The organism is Streptomyces sp. NBC_00005 (assembly GCF_045160215.1).
In the GTDB taxonomy this organism is placed as follows: Bacteria; Actinomycetota; Actinomycetes; order Streptomycetales; family Streptomycetaceae; genus Streptomyces.
Genome location: NZ_CP108316.1, coordinates 5,899,682 through 5,917,370, shown reverse-complemented (window position 1 = coordinate 5,917,370; position 17,689 = coordinate 5,899,682). Strand labels below are relative to the sequence as shown.

Annotated in this window: 18 protein-coding genes and 1 pseudogene; 8 read left to right on the top strand and 11 right to left on the bottom strand. The window is 69.9% G+C overall.

Translation table 11 applies throughout. From position 1 onward, the window contains the following. Nucleotides 1-216 precede the first annotated feature (216 nt). The 3 genes from OG303_RS27215 (at nt 217) to OG303_RS27205 (ending at nt 2,882) form a co-directional block, all read left to right on the top strand. Entirely contained in the window at nt 217-1,356 is a 1,140-nt protein-coding gene (locus OG303_RS27215) for an ABC transporter ATP-binding protein (RefSeq protein WP_405871566.1), read from the top strand. Between the two features lie 232 nt (nt 1,357-1,588). After that, the gene (locus OG303_RS27210) at nt 1,589-2,044 is read left to right on the top strand and encodes a hypothetical protein (RefSeq protein WP_405871565.1); all 456 of its coding nucleotides are present in this window, start codon (nt 1,589-1,591) and stop codon (nt 2,042-2,044) included. 106 nt (nt 2,045-2,150) lie between these two features. Next, the gene (locus tag OG303_RS27205) at nt 2,151-2,882 is read left to right on the top strand and encodes an NDP-sugar synthase (RefSeq protein ID WP_405871563.1); all 732 of its coding nucleotides are present in this window, start codon (nt 2,151-2,153) and stop codon (nt 2,880-2,882) included. A 279-nt stretch (nt 2,883-3,161) separates the two neighbouring features. Here the strand turns inward: OG303_RS27205 and OG303_RS27200 are convergent, their stop codons facing one another. From OG303_RS27200 to OG303_RS27175, 6 genes are all read right to left on the bottom strand, one after another. Continuing rightward, entirely contained in the window at nt 3,162-4,814 is a 1,653-nt protein-coding gene (locus OG303_RS27200; RefSeq protein WP_405871561.1) for a DoxX family membrane protein, read from the bottom strand. A 159-nt stretch (nt 4,815-4,973) separates the two neighbouring features. Beyond that, nucleotides 4,974-5,915 carry a 23S rRNA (guanosine(2251)-2'-O)-methyltransferase RlmB gene (rlmB, locus tag OG303_RS27195; protein WP_405871560.1) on the bottom strand — a complete coding sequence of 314 codons (942 nt, stop codon included), beginning with the start codon at nt 5,913-5,915 and terminating at the stop codon, nt 4,974-4,976. Nucleotides 5,916-6,023: 108 nt separating this feature from the next. Beyond that, on the bottom strand, nt 6,024-7,421 hold the full coding sequence (cysS, locus tag OG303_RS27190) for a cysteine--tRNA ligase (protein ID WP_405871559.1): 1,398 nt from the start codon (nt 7,419-7,421) through the stop codon (nt 6,024-6,026). Between the two features lie 122 nt (nt 7,422-7,543). Further along, entirely contained in the window at nt 7,544-8,092 is a 549-nt protein-coding gene (gene ispF / locus OG303_RS27185) for a 2-C-methyl-D-erythritol 2,4-cyclodiphosphate synthase (RefSeq protein WP_405871558.1), read from the bottom strand. Then, complete coding sequence (ispD, locus tag OG303_RS27180; protein WP_405871557.1) at nt 8,082-8,834, bottom strand: 2-C-methyl-D-erythritol 4-phosphate cytidylyltransferase; 753 nt, start codon at nt 8,832-8,834, stop codon at nt 8,082-8,084. Before ispD ends, ispF begins: the two co-directional genes overlap by 11 nt. A gap of 274 nt (nt 8,835-9,108) precedes the next feature. Continuing rightward, the gene (locus OG303_RS27175; RefSeq protein WP_003953493.1) at nt 9,109-9,591 is read right to left on the bottom strand and encodes a CarD family transcriptional regulator; all 483 of its coding nucleotides are present in this window, start codon (nt 9,589-9,591) and stop codon (nt 9,109-9,111) included. A 591-nt stretch (nt 9,592-10,182) separates the two neighbouring features. On the opposite strand from OG303_RS27175, the gene OG303_RS27170 reads away from it, so the two are divergent. Beyond that, nucleotides 10,183-10,854 carry a DUF461 domain-containing protein gene (locus OG303_RS27170; protein ID WP_405871555.1) on the top strand — a complete coding sequence of 224 codons (672 nt, stop codon included), beginning with the start codon at nt 10,183-10,185 and terminating at the stop codon, nt 10,852-10,854. 117 nt (nt 10,855-10,971) lie between these two features. Here the strand turns inward: OG303_RS27170 and OG303_RS27165 are convergent, their stop codons facing one another. Further along, nucleotides 10,972-11,652 carry a response regulator transcription factor gene (locus OG303_RS27165; protein ID WP_015659563.1) on the bottom strand — a complete coding sequence of 227 codons (681 nt, stop codon included), beginning with the start codon at nt 11,650-11,652 and terminating at the stop codon, nt 10,972-10,974. Continuing rightward, on the bottom strand, nt 11,649-12,914 hold the full coding sequence (locus tag OG303_RS27160; protein ID WP_405871554.1) for a sensor histidine kinase: 1,266 nt from the start codon (nt 12,912-12,914) through the stop codon (nt 11,649-11,651). The genes OG303_RS27165 and OG303_RS27160 overlap by 4 nt, the downstream gene beginning before the upstream one ends. 247 nt (nt 12,915-13,161) lie before the next feature. On the opposite strand from OG303_RS27160, the gene phoU reads away from it, so the two are divergent. Further along, on the top strand, nt 13,162-13,851 hold the full coding sequence (gene phoU / locus OG303_RS27155) for a phosphate signaling complex protein PhoU (protein WP_405871553.1): 690 nt from the start codon (nt 13,162-13,164) through the stop codon (nt 13,849-13,851). Between the two features lie 651 nt (nt 13,852-14,502). Here the strand turns inward: phoU and OG303_RS27150 are convergent. Genes OG303_RS27150 through OG303_RS27140 form a run of 3 tightly spaced genes read right to left on the bottom strand, consistent with a single transcriptional unit; the run spans nt 14,503 to nt 16,138 of the window. Then, on the bottom strand, nt 14,503-14,925 hold the full coding sequence (locus OG303_RS27150; protein WP_405871551.1) for a hypothetical protein: 423 nt from the start codon (nt 14,923-14,925) through the stop codon (nt 14,503-14,505). Next, nucleotides 14,922-15,581, bottom strand: a complete 660-nt coding sequence (locus OG303_RS27145) for a hypothetical protein (RefSeq protein ID WP_405871550.1) — start codon at nt 15,579-15,581, stop codon at nt 14,922-14,924. The genes OG303_RS27150 and OG303_RS27145 overlap by 4 nt, the downstream gene beginning before the upstream one ends. Then, on the bottom strand, nt 15,572-16,138 hold the full coding sequence (locus OG303_RS27140; protein WP_405877500.1) for an RNA polymerase sigma factor: 567 nt from the start codon (nt 16,136-16,138) through the stop codon (nt 15,572-15,574). The genes OG303_RS27145 and OG303_RS27140 overlap by 10 nt, the downstream gene beginning before the upstream one ends. Nucleotides 16,139-16,428: 290 nt before the next feature. Here OG303_RS27140 and OG303_RS27135 point away from each other — a divergent pair, with 290 nt between their 5' ends. The 3 genes and pseudogenes from OG303_RS27135 (at nt 16,429) to OG303_RS27125 (ending at nt 17,677) form a co-directional block, all read left to right on the top strand. Further along, nucleotides 16,429-16,911, top strand: coding sequence for an Asp23/Gls24 family envelope stress response protein (locus tag OG303_RS27135; protein WP_405871549.1), 483 nt, complete (start codon nt 16,429-16,431; stop codon nt 16,909-16,911). A gap of 80 nt (nt 16,912-16,991) precedes the next feature. Continuing rightward, nucleotides 16,992-17,171: pseudogene (locus tag OG303_RS27130) on the top strand (hypothetical protein); the annotation flags it as partial. Between the two features lie 113 nt (nt 17,172-17,284). Continuing rightward, on the top strand, nt 17,285-17,677 hold the full coding sequence (locus OG303_RS27125) for an Asp23/Gls24 family envelope stress response protein (RefSeq protein ID WP_405871547.1): 393 nt from the start codon (nt 17,285-17,287) through the stop codon (nt 17,675-17,677). Nucleotides 17,678-17,689 lie beyond the last annotated feature (12 nt).

Sequence of the window (17,689 nt, the reverse complement as noted above, 5' to 3'; positions counted from 1 at the left end):
CTGCACGCGTGCGTCGCGCACGTGCCCGTGCAGTGTACCCAGGTCCCAGCGGCCCCCTGTCGAAAATTTCCGCGAAGTTCACAGCCCCGTAGGTACTGACAGATCAGGCAAACGCCAGGTACCGTCCTGAGCCAGTTCACTCTTGTGGACTACACCACCACCTTCCTACAACGGATCGTCCGGCACGTTCCTGCCGGTAGAAGGGGGCCCTTCACCATGGCCACTGTTTCGTTCGACAAGGCGACCCGGATCTACCCGGGCACCGAGAAGCCCGCCGTCGATGGTCTGGAGATCGAGGTCGGGGACGGCGAGTTCCTCGTCCTCGTCGGTCCGTCCGGCTGTGGCAAGTCCACCTCGCTCCGCATGCTCGCGGGGCTCGAGGACGTGAACGCCGGCGCCATCCGCATCGGTGAGCGCGACGTCACGCACCTGCCGCCGAAGGACCGGGACATCGCCATGGTGTTCCAGAACTACGCGCTGTACCCGCACATGTCGGTCGCCGACAACATGGGCTTCGCGCTCAAGATCGCCGGCGTCAACAAGGCGGAGATCCGCAAGAAGGTCGAGGAGGCGGCGAAGATCCTCGACCTGAGCGACTACCTGGACCGCAAGCCGAAGGCGCTCTCCGGTGGTCAGCGTCAGCGTGTCGCGATGGGCCGCGCCATCGTGCGTGAGCCGCAGGTCTTCCTCATGGACGAGCCGCTGTCCAACCTGGACGCCAAGCTCCGTGTGTCCACCCGTACGCAGATCGCCTCGCTGCAGCGCCGTCTCGGCATCACCACCGTCTACGTCACCCACGACCAGGTCGAGGCCATGACGATGGGCGACCGCGTGGCCGTACTCAAGGACGGTCTGCTCCAGCAGGTCGACTCGCCGCGCAACATGTACGACCGCCCCGCCAACCTCTTCGTCGCCGGCTTCATCGGCTCCCCCGCCATGAACCTGGTCGAGGTGCCGATCACCGACGGCGGCGTGAAGTTCGGCAACAGCGTCGTCCCGGTCAACCGTGACGCACTCAAGGCCGCCTCCGACAAGGGTGACCGCACGGTCACCGTGGGTGTCCGCCCCGAGCACTTCGACATCGTCGAGGAGAACGGCGGCGGCGTCGCCGCGTCCCTGTCGAAGGACACCGAGGACGCTCCGGCCGGCCTCGCGGTCTCCGTCAACGTCGTCGAGGAGCTCGGCGCCGACGGCTACGTCTACGGCACCGCCGAGGTCAGCGGCGAGACGAAGGACCTGGTCGTCCGCGTCGAGGGCCGCCGGGTGCCGGAGAAGGGCGCCACGCTGCACGTCGTGCCGCGGCCGGGCGAGACCCACGTGTTCTCGACCTCCACCGGCGAGCGCCTCACCGACTGAGGCCGCGCCGGACGGCAGCTCCGAAACGCCCATCCCGGGTAATTCACCCAGGTTGACGAAGAAGGGCCCCGCAGACCGCTGCGGGGCCCTTCTTCGTGTCGACAAATACCCCGGCACACCGGTCATTTCGAGCAGTGTGCGTCAACGCCGTACCCAATTCGAGGCACCTCCTCATCCCCCGAACCGGTGACTAAATGTCGCCAAATCATCACCGGGCGCTACTCTCACTCGCGTGAAGCACTCCACTAACCAACAGACGCGACGCGGCCGGGGCCCCGCCCGCCGTATCGGCCGCACGCTCGCCCTCGTCCTGCCCGTCGTCCTGGTGCTTTCCGGGACCCTCGCGGTCACCCGAGTCAACTGGACGGGGAACCCCGCCGACTCGGTCCTCACCGCCTCGGACGCCTCCGACATCGCCTCGGACGCCAAGGCGGCCCACCGCGCCCCACAGGACGTGCTGCGCGACCGGCTCCTGGCCGAGCTCCAGGAGGAGGATCCGGGCGTGGTGCTGACGCACCTCCAGCAGGCCGTGAACGAGCGCCCGTCCCTCGCCAAGCACTGCACGTCCATCGCCCGGGCCCTGGGCCGCGCCGCGGTTCGCGTGTACGGCCCGACACGCGCCCAGTCCTACGCCCGCCCGGTCTGCGACACGTCCTTCGCCTCGGGCGTCGCTGCCGCACACAGCTGAGCCCGTCCCTCGCCCGTCGCGGCGGACAGTTCGGAGGAGGGTAACGGCTGATTAAGGAACGGTTGCCGGCTCCGGCACGGGGCGGGACGCGCCGTACAGTTCGGTCATGACCGATCCGAACGCCGCGTCCCGCCCCGTTCAAGCCGTCGTCCTGGCCGGTGGCCAGGGCTCCCGGTTGCGTCCCTACACCGACGACCGGCCCAAGCCGATGGTCGAGATCCCCGGTACGGGGACTCCGATCATCGGCCATCAGCTTGCCTGGCTGGCCGAAGAGGGTGTGACGGACGTGGTGGTCAGCTGCGGCCATCTCGCCGAGGTCCTGCAGGACTGGCTGAAGTCGGCCGACCTGCCGGTGAAGGTGACGACGGTCGTGGAGACGGAGCCCCTCGGGCGTGGTGGCGGGCTGAAGTACGCCGCCGCCCACCTCCCGCACCCGGACCGGCCCTGGTACGCCACCAACGGCGACATCTGGACCCGCTTCTCGCTGCGCGACATGGCGGACTTCCACGCGGAGCGCGACGCGGTGGCGACGCTGGCCCTGGCCCGCCCGCGCATCCCCTGGGGCGCGGTGAAGACGGACGGCTTCGGGCACATCACGGACTTCATCGAGGCGCCGCCGACGACGTACGAGATCAACGCGGGTGTGTACGTCTTCTCACCCGAGTTCGCCGGTCTGCTCCCGGAGCGGGGCGATCACGAACGTACGACCTTCCCCCATCTTGCCCGTGAGCGGCGGCTGGCCGGTTTTCCGATCCCGCAGGGTGCGTATTGGCGTGCCATCGACACGGCCAAGGATCTGACCGAGGCTGCGAAGGAGCTGGCCGCTCTGGGGCGGTGAGGGCTCGGGGCCGGTTGTCGTTCGGCTGCCGGCCGGTGGGGGCTGGTCGCGCAGTTCCTCGCGCCCCTGAAGACAAGCAGTTGCCCGCGCCCCTGAAGACAAGCAGTTGGCCGCGCCGCTGAAGACAAACAGTTGGCCGCGCTGCTGAACAAGCAGTTGGCCGCGCCGCCAAAGAAAAGCAGTTGCTCGTGCCCTGAAGAAGAGCCGTTCCCCTCGCCCCTGAAGAAAAGTGGCCCCGCACGGTGTTCGTGCGGGGCCCCTTCGTATGCAGCCGGTGGGCTAGCCCAACAGTCCGCCGACCAGGCCCGGTTCGCCGGAGGAGGAGCCTCCGGAGCCGGTGCCGCCGGTTGAGCCTGTGCCGCCCGTGGCGCCGCCGGAGGTGGGCCCGGAGCTGGTGCTGGGGGCGCCTCCGCTCGGCGAGGACTGCTGGGGCGGCGTCTGGCCCGAGGTGCCCTGGGTCTGGCTCGGCGCACCGCCGGTCGCGGTGGCGCCCGGGGTGGTCGCCACGCCGGACGGAGTGGAACCGGCGGTGGCGCCCTGAGTGGGCGCGTTCGAGGCCGACGGCGACTGGCTGTGCCGCTTGCCCGGCTCCTGCGGGAGCGGGGAACCCGGCAGTTCGTTGCGCGGGGCCTCGCCGGGGCCCGGGACGATCACACGGTCGGCGTCACGGACCGCGCCGCCGAGCAGCGAGCCGACGAGCAGCGTGACGCCGGTCGCGATCGCCGTGACGAGGGCGCCGCGGCGCAGGACGTAACGGCGCAGGTCCCAGATGTCGGAGGAGGGTCCGAGGCGCCGCCACGCGCTGCCGGCGAGGCGGCCGTCGACGGAGTAGACGGGGGCGCCGGCGATGATCAGCGGGGACCAGGCGGCGAGGTAGATGATGTCGGGGGCGTCGTAGGCGGGGACCGTCTTCCAGCTGACGGTGACGATGAGCGCTGCGGAGAGCAGAGCGCCGAAGACTGCGGCGACGCGCTGCCAGCAGCCGAGGACCGTGAGGACGCCTACGACGACCTGCGCGAAGGCGATGACGAGGCCCGAGCCGACAGGGTGCTGCAGGGCGAACTGCCGCAGTGGCTCGGCGACTTCCCACGGGTGCAGGGTGTTGAGCCACTTGACCATGGAGCCGCGCTTGCCACCGTCGAAGTAGACGGGGTCGCACAGCTTGCCCATGCCGGCGTAGATGGAGATGAAGCCGAGGAAGATGCGGAGGGGGAGGAGGACGACGCCGAGGTTCATACGGCGGCCGGGGTAGTAGGCGTGCCGTGCCGGGTCGTCGCCGTGGCGCTTGGCCGGCCGGTCGGTGCCGTCCAGCTCCTCGGGGTCGTCGAAGTCCTCGAACTCCTCGGTGCCGTAGGCGGGTTCCTCGTCGTACGCGCTGCCCACGGTGCGCATGTTGGGGAGGAGGCGGGTGCCGCCGGTGTCTTCGTGGTAGCTGCGCTGGGCGCCGACGATCGGGGTCTCTACGGTCTGGTCCAGCTCGTCGTAGACCTCGTCGTAGACCTCGTCGTAGCCGCCGACGTCGACGCGCGGGATGACCTGGGTGGCTCCGGCGTCGGCGGACGGGTCCTCGCCGTGCCGGACGCTGCCGCCCCGTACGGCCTGGAGCAGGCGGTGCGCGCCGGTGTCGTCGGGGGCGGACTTGCCGCTCCACACGACGGGCCGGCGCCGGGCGCCTGCGGCCGCCCCCGCTCTGCCCGCCGCGGTACCGACCACGGGCATGCGGGCGCCGTCCTGGGTGGCGCTCAAGTGCCGTGCGATCCGCGGCGATTGGGTACGCGTCGAGGCGTTCAGCATCACGCGGAAGCTCGCGTGGTTGACGATGACCTGCGCCGGATCGCTCGGCACCTTCACCATGCTCAGCGCGGGAGCGTCGTCGTATCCCGACGGGCCGTCCCCCGTGGGTGTGCGGGGTGTTCTGGTGTCCACACTCATCTAACCGAGTGACGTGCGGTTAGGACACTGCTTTGACTCGCCGGATGTGTCCGGATCGCGTCAAGCTTGTCCTGGACGCCCAGATTGACCCGTACGAGTGAGGATACGGACGCGCGTTCACCCGCGCTGCGCGTCCGTTCCCACCTACGCAGACTGCGGTCAGACCCGCCGACGAGCCGCCTCGTACAGGACGATCCCCGCGGCCACACCGGCGTTCAGGGACTCCGCTCCACCCGGCATCGGGATCCGCACCCGGAAGTCGCACGTCTCGCCGACCAGCCGGGACAGGCCCTTGCCCTCGCTGCCGACGACGATGACGACCGGCCCGTCCAGGGCCGCCAGCTCGCCGATCTCGGCGTCGCCGTCGGCGGCGAGGCCGACGACCGCGATGCCCTGCTTCCTGTACGCCTCCAGGGCGCGCGTCAGGTTGGTGGCGCGGGCGACGGGCGTGCGGGCGGCGGCGCCGGCGGACGTCTTCCAGGCGCCGGCGGTCATGCCGGCCGCGCGCCGCTCGGGTACGACGACACCGTGGCCGCCGAAGGCGGAGACGGAGCGGACGACGGCGCCGAGGTTGCGCGGGTCGGTCACGCCGTCGAGGGCGACGATCAGCGGGTCCTCGCCGGCGTCGTAGGCGGCGTTCGCGAGGTCCTCGGGGTGGGCGTACTCGTACGGCGGGACCTGGAGGACGAGCCCCTGGTGGTTGAGGCCGTTGGTCATCCGGTCGAGCTCGGGGCGCGGGGCCTCCATGAGGTTGATGCCGCCGCGCTCGGCCGCGAGCTGGAGGGCCTCGCGCACCCGCTCGTCGTTGTCGATGAACTGCTGCACGTAGAGGGTCGAGGCCGGCACTCCCTCGCGGAGTGCCTCGACGACCGGGTTGCGGCCGACGACCATCTCGGACGTGCCCTTGCCGCCGCGGCCGCGCGGCGCGGGACGACGCACTGCCTGCTTCGCCTTGGCGCCCGCGATGCGGTTCTTCTTGTGTCCCTTGCGCATCTCGGCGGGCGGGGTCGGGCCCTTGCCCTCCAGGCCCTTGCGCCGCTGGCCGCCACTGCCGACCTGCGCGCCCTTCTTGCCGGACATGCGGCGGTTGTTGGCTGCCATGACCTACCTGTCTGCTCGCGGAGGAGTGAAGCGTGTGTTCGTACGTCTATGAAGTGTGCCGCCCGGAAGGCCGGGCGGCACAATCGATCTTCTGATCGGTTTCCGGGCTCAGCGCGGGCCGAGGCTCCAGCGCGGTCCCTGCGGGCCGTCCTCGATGGCGAGGCCCGACTGGTTGAGCTGGTCGCGGATGGCGTCCGCGGTGGCCCAGTCCTTGCGGCCGCGGGCGGCCTCGCGCTGGTCGAGGACCAGGCGTACGAGGCTGTCGACGACGCCGTGCAGGTCCTCGCCGCGGTCGGTCTCGCCGGCCCAGTGCGGGTCGAGGGGGTCGAGCCCGAGGACGCCGAGCATGGCGCGCACCTCGGCGAGGCGGGCCACGGCGGCTTCCTTGTCGTCGGCGGCGAGGGCGGAGTTCCCCTGCCGGACCGTCGTGTGCACGATGGCCAGGGCCTGGGGCACGCCCAGGTCGTCGTCCATCGCCTCGGCGAAGGCGGGCGGCACCTCGGCGGACGGCTCGACGGCACCGGCCTTCTCCACCACCCGCTGCACGAAGCCCTCGATGCGCGCGAACGCCGACTCGGCCTCGCGCAGCGACTCCTCGCTGTACTCGATCATCGAGCGGTAGTGCGGGGTGCCGAGGTAGTAGCGCAGCACGATCGGGCGCCACTGCTTGACCATCTCGGAGACGAGGACGCTGTTGCCCAGCGACTTGGACATCTTGTCGCCGGCCATGGTGACCCAGGCGTTGTGCACCCAGTACTTCGCGAACTCGTCGCCGTAGGCCTTGGCCTGGGCGATCTCGTTCTCGTGGTGCGGGAAGATCAGGTCGAGTCCGCCGCCGTGGATGTCGAAGACGGTGCCGAGGTATTTGTGCGCCATGGCCGAGCACTCCAGGTGCCAGCCGGGACGCCCGCGGCCCCACGGAGTGGCCCAGGTCGGCTCGCCCGGCTTGGCGGACTTCCACATGGCGAAGTCGCGCGGGTCCCGCTTGCCGCTCTCGCCGACCCCCGAGGGTTGTTGGAGGTTGTCGAGTTCCTGCCGGGACAGCTCCAGGTAGCCGGGGAAAGAGCGCACGTCGAAGTAGACGTTGCCCTCCGCCTCGTACGCGTGGCCGCGCGCGATCAGCCCCTGCATCATCTCGACCATCTCGGTCACATGGCCGGTGGCCCGTGGCTCGTACGTCGGCGGGAGGCAGCCGAGCGCGGTGTAACCGTCGTTGAACGCGCGCTCGTTCTCGTACCCGATCGACCACCACGGGCGGTTCTGCTCAGCCGCCTTCGCGATGATCTTGTCGTCGATGTCCGTGACGTTCCTGATGAACGTGACGTCGTAGCCGCGGTACTCGAACCAACGGCGCATGATGTCGAAGTTCAGCCCCGAGCGGATGTGCCCGATGTGCGGGGCCGCCTGCACGGTGGCACCACACAGGTAGATCGAGACACAACCCGGCTTGAGCGGGGCGAAGTCACGGATCTGCCGGGCGCTGGTGTCGTACAGACGAATGGTCACCACTCCAGGGTAGTGGGCGCCGGGTAGTGCCTCGGACGATTGGGCGGAAAGTTGTCCGCGAGTGTGTTAGGGGGCGCGGCCCTCAAGAGGCCTTGCTCGTTGAGCGGCCTTCTCCTCGCTCGCTAAAAGGCCTTGTCCTCTGACTCCGGACGGGTCGCGACGACGAGTGCCGTCGCGATCGCCATCAGGCCCTCCTCGCGTCCCGGGAACCCGAGGCCGTCCGTCGTGGCGCCGGACACGGACACCGGCGCGCCCGCCGCCTCCGACAGGAGCTTCTGGGCCTCGTCGCGGCGCTTGCCGATCTTCGGGCGCGGGCCTACGACCTGTACGGCGATGTTGCCGATCCGGAAGCCCGCCTCGCGGACGATGCGGGCGGCCTCGGTCAGGAGCGTGACGCCGGACGCGCCGGACCACTCGGGGCGTCCGGTGCCGAAGTGCTGCCCCAGGTCACCGAGCCCGGCGGCCGAGAACAGCGCGTTGCACGCGGCGTGCGCGACGACGTCCGCGTCGGAGTGGCCGGCCAGCCCCGGGCCCTCGCCCTCCCACTTCAGGCCCGCGCACCACAGCTCGCGGCCCTCCTCGAAGGCGTGGATGTCGGTGCCGATGCCGACCTGGGGAAGGATCACGGGCGCACCCGGCGGCAGCCGGAAATCAGATGCTTCAGAAGCCATCGTTCAGCCTCCTGCGGGCCAGGACCGCCTCTGCCAGGACCAGGTCCAGCGGGCGCGTGACCTTGAAGGCCTCCTCGTGGCCGGGTACGACCACTACGTGCAACCCCAGCTGCTCGATCATGCTCGCGTCGTCGGTGACGTCGTCGGTCACCGTCTCGTGGGCCCGGAACAGCGTGGCCCGGTCGAAACCCTGCGGCGTCTGTACGGCACGCAGCCGGGCCCTCGACGGAGTGGCCACCACCGGCTCCGGCTCCCCGGCCGTCGTCGCCGGCTCGACCTCCTTGACGGTGTCGGCGAGGGGCAGTGCGGGCACGACGGCCGGCGCCCCCTCCCGCACCGCCTCGATCACCGCGTCCACCGTGTCCACCGGCACCAGCGGCCGCGCGGCGTCGTGCACCAGCACGATGTCGTAGTCCGGCGGCAGCGCGTCGAGGCCGAGCTTCACGGACTCCTGGCGCGAATCGCCGCCCGGGACGACGAGGAAGTCGGTCCGCTCGGGCAGCGCGTGCGCGTCGAGGAGCGACTTGACCTCGGGTGCTCCGTCGGGCGGCGCCACGACGACGACCAGGGAGACCGCGCGGGACGCGGCCATCGCGCGCACCGCGTGGATGAGCATGGGGGTGCCGCCCAGCGCGCGGAGCGCCTTGGGAGCGCCCGGACCGAGGCGTACGCCCCGGCCGGCGGCCGGAATCACGGCAGCCGTTCGGGCTCCCGCGGGCGAACGGCGCGAATCGTCAGACATCGGTTCCTGTCAGGTTTGTGTGCTCGGCCTACGTGGGTATGGCCTGGGAAGTGCCGGGCGCGACGCCTTGACCGGACCCTTCCGTGACACCGGTCGAGCCAGCTGCCCGGGCCCGGCACGCCAAGTAGCGGGGTACCGGCCTCCCCGAACGTAGCTGTACGCACAGCGTCCGAGTGCGAACATGCCGCAGCGCCCGGCGACAAAAATACGTCATCGGGCACCGCGGCATTTCGATGTGCTGAGTGCTGAAGCGGGCTTGCGCCTGCATCAGATTTCAGGACGCGAGAACCTCGTCGAGCAGGGCCTCGGCCTTGTCCTCGTTCGTGTTCTCCGCGAGGGCGAGTTCGCTCACCAGGATCTGGCGGGCCTTGGCGAGCATCCGCTTCTCACCCGCGGACAGTCCGCGCTCGCGCTCACGACGCCACAGGTCACGCACCACTTCCGCAACCTTGATGACATCGCCGGAGGCGAGCTTCTCCAGGTTTGCCTTGTATCGACGCGACCAGTTCGTGGGCTCCTCGGCGTACGGCGCGCGCAGTACCTCGAAGACCCGGTCCAGCCCGTCCTGACCGACCACATCACGTACGCCGACGAACTCCGCATTGTCCGCTGGCACACGTACCGTCAGGTCACCCTGGGCGACCTTCAGCACCAAGTAGGTCTTGTCCACGCCTTTGATCTGGCGAGTTTCGATGGCCTCGATCAGCGCGGCCCCGTGATGGGGATAGACCACGGTGTCGCCAACCTTGAACGTCATGTGACAGGTACCCCTTCCGTGGCTATCCAGGGTAACACGGAAACTGCGGGTTCTGAATGGCGTTTTCGCAGGTCAGGGCATATCTCGGGGCTTGACAACAGTAACAGGAACGTGCTTCGCGGCCCGAGCGGAAGAAGGTATTCGCAGGTCGGAGCGGCTCTCCGGGGGAGGAGAAACGCGTACGTTACACACATCCAGAGGCCCCTCCAAGTGGGCGAACGTCCCCATATGTCTGGTTCCAAGTGTGCGACTTCCGCTACTCCGTTCGGTGCCGGGAGTGGCTTCCGTGTCGATTCCGGAATTGATCACGGACACCCGCCTACGTGGTCCGTTGTTCCGCCACTTGATCAATTCCGGGGGCACTCGCGCATTCCTTCACTGAAATTTTGCGCACCGTCGGACGGGGTATGGCGAAGGTACTTATGTGAATGGCGGACGGGTGTGTGGGCTACCCCCTGCTGAGCGATGCCGGGGGCTGGAGGGAGGGTCGGGTGCGATGACTCGGGAACGGCTCGGTAACCTAAGCCCGCTGACAGACACTTAGGGCGGCTTTATGAGTCGCCACGCTCAAGTCAAGGAGTTGCCGCCGCCGTGAGCAGCAGCCTTCGACGCGGCGCCCTCGCCGCCGCCGCCATCGCGTTCTCGATCGCCTCGCTCGCCGCGTGCGGTGCGGGGAGCGACGCCCAGACGCTGGAGGTCAAGCCGGACAACGCGGCGACCAAGGTCGGGAACCTCAAGGTCCAGAACGTCCTGATCATCACCCAGCCCAAACTGCAGTCGACGGGCCCTGCCGCGATCGCGGCGACCCTCTTCAACAACGGTGACAGCGCCCAGACGCTGGACTCCATCACCCTGCCCGGCACCGGCAAGACCGCCGAGCTCAAGCCCGCCAAGGGCAAGGGACCGCTGAGCATCCCCGCTCACGGCTCCCTGGTGATCGGCGGCAAGGGCAACGCCTCGGCGTCCCTGCCGAGCAGCAGTGAGGCCGTCCAGGACGGCAACGCACAGAAGATCACCTTCGGCTTCAGCGAGACCGGTGACGTGAGCCTGCGCGCCTTCGTCGTCCCTGCCGAGCACTACTTCACCAAGTGGGGCCCGACCTCGGTCCCCACGGCCCCCGCCAGCCCCGCGCCGACCAAGAGCGCGACGGCTACCCCCACCGGCTCGGCGACCGCTGGCGGCGCGTCGCCGGAGACCTCGGCGACCCCGACCGACGCGGCGTCCGCGAGCGTGACGCCGTCGAACTCGGCCGCCGGCCACTGAGCAGTCGTACAGCGCCGATCTCGTCGTAGACGAAAGGGCGGGACCTCTCCGGGAGGTCCCGCCCTTTCGTCGTAAGGCCGGTCGGTGGCCTTCTGCTCGTCGAGCCTGGTGGGCGGCCTACGGCTCGAACTTGTAGCCGAGACCGCGGACCGTCACCAGATACCGGGGCGCGCCCGGGTCCGGCTCGATCTTGGCGCGCAGGCGCTTGACGTGGACGTCGAGGGTCTTGGTGTCGCCCACGTAGTCGGCGCCCCAGACCCGGTCGATGAGCTGCATACGGGTCAGGACGCGGCCTGCGTTGCGCAGGAGCATCTCCAGCAGGTCGAACTCCTTGAGGGGCAGGTCGACCTTGGAGCCGGAGACCGTGACCACATGGCGGTCCACGTCCATGCGGACCGGACCGGCCTCCAGGGCGGCAGGGGTGACCTCCTCGGGCTCGCCGCGGCGGCGCAGGACGGCCCGGATACGGGCGACCAGCTCGCGCGAGGAGAACGGCTTGGTGACATAGTCATCGGCTCCTATTTCCAGGCCGACGACCTTGTCGATCTCACTGTCCTTGGCGGTGACCATGATCACCGGGACGTTGGAGCGGCCGCGCAGCTGGCGGCACACCTCAGTGCCGGGCAGGCCCGGCAGCATCAGGTCGAGGAGGACGAGGTCGGCGCCGTTGCGCTCGAACTCGTCGAGTCCGTCGGGGCCCGTGGTCGCGACAGCAACCTCGAAGCCCTCCTTGCGGAGCATGTACGACAGGGCGTCGGAGAAGGACTCCTCGTCCTCGACGACAAGCACTCGGGTCACGGAAGGACCTCCGGGGCGGGAAGCGGTTCGTACGGGGATGACTGGGGGGTGGTTCGGCCGGCCTCGTCGTCGAGATCGTCCAGGTCGGGATGTTGGTGCGCGCGGTCGCGGGCAGCCCCCGCCTCCGGCAGCCTCAGCGTGAAAGTGGAGCCCTGACCCTCGGAGCTCCACACCGTGACCTCCCCGCCGTGCGAGGCGGCCACGTGCTTGACGATCGCGAGCCCCAGACCCGTGCCGCCGGTGGCACGGGAGCGAGCGGGGTCCACGCGGTAGAAGCGCTCGAAGACGCGCTCCTTGTCCTTGTCGGAGATGCCGATGCCCTGATCGGTCACGGCGACCTCGATGTGGTCTCCGCCGGGTGCGGTCACCCGGCGGGCGGCTATGCCCACTCGGGTACGGGCGGGCGAGTAGTTGACGGCGTTCTCGACAAGGTTGCCCAGGGCGGCGGCCAGCTGACCCCTGTTCCCCCAGACGTGCAGGTCGGCGGTGCCGCCGGCGGCCATGGTGATCTGCTTGGTGCCGGCCTGGTGCCGGCAGCGGTCGATGGCCTCGGCGACCAGTTCGTCCACGCGGACGGGTTCGGCGTCCTCGAGGGGGTCGTCGTTCTGGACCCTGGAGAGGTCGATCAGCTCCTGCACCAGGTTGGTGAGCCGCGTGGCCTCGATCTGCATACGGCCGGCGAAGCGCTCCACCGCCTCCGGGTCGTCGGACGCGTCCATGACGGCCTCGGAGAGGAGGGAGAGAGCGCCGACCGGCGTCTTCAGCTCATGGCTCACGTTCGCGACGAAGTCGCGTCGTACCGCTTCGATGCGGCGGGCCTCGGTGAGGTCCTCGACCAGCAGGAGCACCAGCCGGGAGCCGAGGGGGGCCACGCGTGCGGAGACGGCGAGTGCCTCGCCCCGCCCTGTCCCCCGCCGCGGCAGGTCCAGCTCGACCTGGCGTATCTCCCCGTCCCGCCGCGTGTCCCGGGCCATCTTCAGCATCGGCTCCACAGAGAGCCGACCGCCGCGGACCAGGCCGAGGGCGTACGCCGCCGAGCTGGCCTTGACGACCGCGTCGGCCTCGTCGAGGACGACGGCCGAGGACCGGAGAACGGACAGGACGGTGTCCACGCCCGGCGGAAGCACCGGGTCCGTGTGCAGAGAAGTGCGGGTCGGGCGCTTCTGGTCCCGCTCGCTCCAGCGGAACGCGAGCATGGCGATCACGCCGGTGAGCACCCCGGCGATCGCTGCCGCTGCGGCGACCGCCGCGTTCACGTCCATGCACCCAGGTTAGGCATGGGGTACGACATCACCACAGCCGTCGAGGTGCGAGCTCGAACACTCGTCGCCCAGAGTTCACCTAGGAGCTAGCAATGGTTCATTTAGGGTGACGGAAACGGACGCGTACAGGCCGGAACGTGGGAGCGTGGGGTGCGAAGCGCCGGTTTCCGGACGGCCGATTCTGGCCGGTGGGGCGCGCGGGCCCCTGCCCGGCAGCCCTGAAGGACACGTAAGAGAGGGATCCCTGATGCGGGACGCGTACCACGAGGAACTGGACTCGATCGGCGACGGTCTGGTGGAGATGGCCCGGCTGGTCGGGTCGGCGATCGGGCGCGCCACGACCGCCATCCTCGACTCCGACCTGAAGCTCGCCGAGAGCGTCATCGAGGGCGACCAGAAGGTCGACGACCTCCAGCACGACCTGGAGGCCCGGGCCATAGCCCTGCTGGCCCGCCAGCAGCCGGTGGCCACGGATCTCCGTATCGTCGTCACCTCGCTCCGTATGTCGGCCGACCTGGAGCGCTCTGGCGACCTGGCCCAGCACGTCGCGAAGCTCGCCCGCCTCCGCTTCCCGGAGCGCGCGATCCCGCACGACCTGCACGCGACGATCCTCGAGATGGGTCAGCTCGCGCAGCGCCTGATGGCGAAGGCGGCCGAGGTGATCATCACGAAGGACGTCGACCTGGCGATGCAGCTGGAGGCGGACGACGACGAGATGGACCTGCTGCACCGCACCCTGTTCCAGCACCTGCTGGACGACCGCTGGAAGCACGGCATCGAGACGGCGGTGGACGTCACCCTCCTCGGCCGCTACTACGAGCGGTACGCCGACCACGCGGTGGCGGTCGCCAAGCGCGTGGTGTTCCTGGTGACGGGCGAACACGCGGACGAGCTGCAGGCCGACATCCAGCCGGTGGCGGGGGTCGAGGGGGCGTAAACCGGAGGGGCGGGGCGTGAACCCGGGAGGCGGGGCGTGCGGGCGCCACAGTGCGCCGTTGATGCGCCCAGGGGAACGGGCATGCAATGGGCAAAGGCACCAGCCTCTAGGCCTCCAGGAGGACTCATGGCAGAAGCCCCCACCACGCCCGACCCGACGCGGGAACGCGAGACGGACCAACCCGCCGAGATCAGGACCCTCCCGCTCTTCGGTGCATGCGGCTGCGGCTCGGGCTGCGGCTGCGGCTGCCAGTCGGGCAATCCTTGCCAGTGCGGTTGACTGCTGACGACTGGGTTCTATGGCGGTTTGGTACGCCGGTTTTGCATGACGGTCTTGTACGGCGGTCGCGTACGGCTGTTTCGTATGGCTGTCTTGTACGGCGGTGAAAGGGTCCCGGTGATTGTGCCGGGGCCCTTTGTCCGGGTGGGGGTGGGGGGCGGGCTGCTGGGCCGAACTCCTTTGCGGATGGCTCCGGTTGGGTGTGCACACCGTGGGGTGGGGTCGGGGAAGGCAGGTTCGGCAGCGAGGCGCAGGAGCACCGTCTCGACTCCCGGAGCCTGCGCTTGCCGCTCTGTGAGCTGGGTGTGCCCAGCGGCATCTGCCGCCAGGCTTCAGACCGCCTCGACACTCGTGTGGCGCCAGACGGCCCAGTCACCGGGTGGTCGGAAGTCCGCGTCCCGGGGCGGTGGTCTCGGGCTGAAGTGTCGGGCGAGGCCCGGTGATGCGGGTGACGGTGACGACGATGGTGACGAGACCCGGTACGCCGTGGCGGGTCAGGTGAGATTCCACCGCCGCTCGGACGTTGTCGTGGATGTCGCGTGCGGTGTCCACAGCGCGGCGGTTTTCGTTGCACACGCAGCGGACTTCGACGTGCCAGGCCCCAGTGCGGGCACCGCGTTCGGCCCGGATGCCGGCCTCGGGCAACGGTGCCAGGGAGCCTAGAGCCTGCTGGACCCTGGTGGCGGCGCCGGCCAGCGACTGGCGGAGGGTGGGCTGCAGTTCGGCCACCCCGGGGACCGCCAGCGCCGCTCGGGCTGCGGTCCGCTCCACGCCGGTGGTGTCGGTGGCGGTCATCGTCCACTCCCGTTTCGCGGTGGGGCTTCGGCGGGCGCTGGAGGCTTCAAGAGCTTCAGTACGGACACGATGTCGAGGTCGATGCTGCTCACAGCCAGGCCGAGTTCGTGCCGGGTGGCGTACGCGACGGCCCGGCGCACCTCGGCGGCTCGGTCGGGCAGGGGCTGGTCGAGGGTCATGGCGAGGTTCATGGCGATGGTCACCCCGGTTCCGCCCTCGTCAGGGGTCAGGCGGCAGCTTGCCGCGCGCACTCCGGGGACGCGGTCTGCGGCCCGGCGCAGGATCTTCGCCACCGTGGTCTCGGCGATCCGCAGGTCTCGTTCGGGATCGTCCAGCGGCAGCATCCGTCCGAGCCGTGCCTCGGCGCGCACCGCGCGTACAACCCGGTCCGCGACGGTGCGGGCGCTGGGGCGTTCCGCACGGAGGGCGTGGGTGGTGCGGTCGAGCGCTTTCAGCCCTTCGATCGCCTGTCGGCAGAACGGGCAGCCTGCCAGGTGGGGATCGGCCTGTCCGGTGCGGGCGTATTCCCAGACGTGGCTGACCAGGCGCCCGCAGGGCAGCCGTTCGTCCCCGACGAGCCGGGCCGCGTCGGCGTCCCGGTGCAAGGGCGTCGGCACCCGGCGCGCTGCTGTGGCACGCGCGTCGTCTAGCGCCATGAGGCCATCTCCTTCATCAGGGTGCGCCGTGCCCGGAAGAGCCTGCCGCGTACGGTCGGTTCGCTCTCGCCCACCACCTGTGCGATCTCTGCATACGACATCCCGTGCAGTTCCCGCAGGATCCAGCAGGCGCGCTGAGCGGACGGGAGGTTCCCCAGCGCCTGGGCCAGCGCCTGCGTGGCGGCCTCGCTCTCGGCGGCACGTGCGGGTTCGCCCTCGGGTCCGTGGGCCGTCGGCTCGGGAACGGCGTTCAGGGACACGGGAGGTGCGTGACCCCGCAGGACGTTGAGGCACCGGTTGGTGACGATGCGGTACGTCCATGTGCTGAACGTGGCATCCCCGCGGAACTCCGGGAGCCGCCGCCATGCGCTGATGAGGGCGTCCTGGACCGCCTCTTCGGCGTCCGGGAGGTTGCCCAGCATGTGGTACGCCAGTGCCAGCAGCGGTCCGCCGTGGCGGTGGACGAGTATGGCGAACGCGTCCTCGTCGCCTTCCGCTGCCCGGGCGACCAGGAGACCGTCGTCCAGTTCGTCGAGGGCACCGCCGGTGTCGCCGATCCGCTCTGCCGAGGCCGCAGGCGAACCGGCGGACGGGCCCTCCACTCGCCGGGGTGGCGAGAGCGTTCTGCGGGCATTCGTATTCACTGTTCGTTTCCCGCGTGATCCATGCCGTGGAAACCGGTGACCGCTCCTCATCCGGTCTTGCCTGACAGCGCGGTCCGCCCGCGTCCCCCTCAGCGAGTCCAGGCGACTCACGTAAACAAGCGTGACGATTTCATCCCTTTTGCGTCCAATTCTACGACGGGCGCTGAGCCGGTGTCCGTATCCCCCTCGATGAGGAGAACGCCATGACGGACACGACATCGCGTCCAGTCACCGAAAGGCGCCGGGCCGACGAGAGCACGGCACAGCAAGACCAGAAGGGCGGCCTCCGTTCACCGGAGAGCCGTGGGCGGACCACGATCGCGGACAGCGTCGTGGAGAAGATCGCCGGGATGGCGACCCGTGAGGTTCCGGGCATCCACAACCTCGGTACCGGTATGGCGCGGACCATCGGGGGTGTCCGCGAGCGGATGCCCGGCGGACAGCCCAGCGTCACCCGCGGGGTGCACGTCGAGGTGGGCGAGCATCAGGCGGCCGTGGACCTCGAAGTGGTCGTCGACTACGGCTTCCCCATCGCCGACGTCGCCGCGGGCGTCCGGATCAGTGTCGTCTCGGCCCTGGAACGCATGACGAATCTGGAAATCGTCGAGGTGAACGTGGCCGTCGACGACATAGACCTGCCCGAGGACGAGGAGGGGCAAGAGGGCGCGGAACAGCGGGTGGAGTAGCCCCCGGTTCCGTCTCCGCCCTTGCTGTGCCGCCGCTACGCGGACGACCAGGGGGACGACGTGAGAAGGGTGAATGAAGGATGAATGCGACTGTGGTCGGGCTCATGACCGGCCTGGCACTGGGTTTCGCAGGCTATTTCGGCGGCTTCGGGGCTTTCGTCGTGGTGGCGGTCGTGGGCCTGGCCGGCCTGATCGTCGGCCGGCTGGTGCGTGGCGATGTGCATGTCTCCGACTACGTGCGCGCCCGCGACAGCCGACGGCCCCGGGAGACCTTCGAACGCCCACGGAGCTCCGCAGGGCGCCGGGAGACCTTCGAACGCCCACGGAGGGCTCCCGCGGCAGCCCCCCGCCCTGAACAAAGGACGCGGGTGCGGTGAGCAGCGCCCCCGGCAGTCCAGGTGGCAGGGGTACGAATACCCTCCCGCCCCCCGCCCGGCGGGGCGCGACGCTGATCCCCGACACCGTGGTGGCCCGCATCACGGTCCGGGCGGCGCGTGAAGCCCTCACCCGGCACGCGGGGGCGTCCACCGCACGCCTCGGCCTGGGGACTCCGCGCGCCACTGCCAGCGTGCACGAGGGCTCGGCCCGCCTCGACGTGTCCCTGGACCTGCCCTATCCCGTCGACATCGCGCAGGCCGGAGGCGAGATCCGGCACTACATCACCGAACGGGTCTCTCACCTGACCGGCCTGCGGGTCGACGACATCACCGTGTCCGTCCACCGGCTCGTCCCCGGCGAGAGCCTGAGACGGAGACGAGTCCACTGACCCGGCGGAACC

Coding starts and splice junctions, on each gene's coding strand:
- OG303_RS27215 (WP_405871566.1), top strand. CDS start 217: ATGGCCACTGTTTCGTTCGACAAGGCGACCCGGATCTACCCGGGCACC.
- OG303_RS27205 (WP_405871563.1), top strand. CDS start 2,151: ATGACCGATCCGAACGCCGCGTCCCGCCCCGTTCAAGCCGTCGTCCTG.
- OG303_RS27200 (WP_405871561.1), bottom strand. CDS start 4,814: ATGAGTGTGGACACCAGAACACCCCGCACACCCACGGGGGACGGCCCG.
- rlmB (WP_405871560.1), bottom strand. CDS start 5,915: ATGGCAGCCAACAACCGCCGCATGTCCGGCAAGAAGGGCGCGCAGGTC.
- ispF (WP_405871558.1), bottom strand. CDS start 8,092: ATGGCTTCTGAAGCATCTGATTTCCGGCTGCCGCCGGGTGCGCCCGTG.
- ispD (WP_405871557.1), bottom strand. CDS start 8,834: ATGTCTGACGATTCGCGCCGTTCGCCCGCGGGAGCCCGAACGGCTGCC.
- OG303_RS27175 (WP_003953493.1), bottom strand. CDS start 9,591: ATGACGTTCAAGGTTGGCGACACCGTGGTCTATCCCCATCACGGGGCC.
- OG303_RS27160 (WP_405871554.1), bottom strand. CDS start 12,914: ATGGACGTGAACGCGGCGGTCGCCGCAGCGGCAGCGATCGCCGGGGTG.
- phoU (WP_405871553.1), top strand. CDS start 13,162: ATGCGGGACGCGTACCACGAGGAACTGGACTCGATCGGCGACGGTCTG.
- OG303_RS27150 (WP_405871551.1), bottom strand. CDS start 14,925: ATGACCGCCACCGACACCACCGGCGTGGAGCGGACCGCAGCCCGAGCG.
- OG303_RS27145 (WP_405871550.1), bottom strand. CDS start 15,581: ATGGCGCTAGACGACGCGCGTGCCACAGCAGCGCGCCGGGTGCCGACG.
- OG303_RS27135 (WP_405871549.1), top strand. CDS start 16,429: ATGACGGACACGACATCGCGTCCAGTCACCGAAAGGCGCCGGGCCGAC.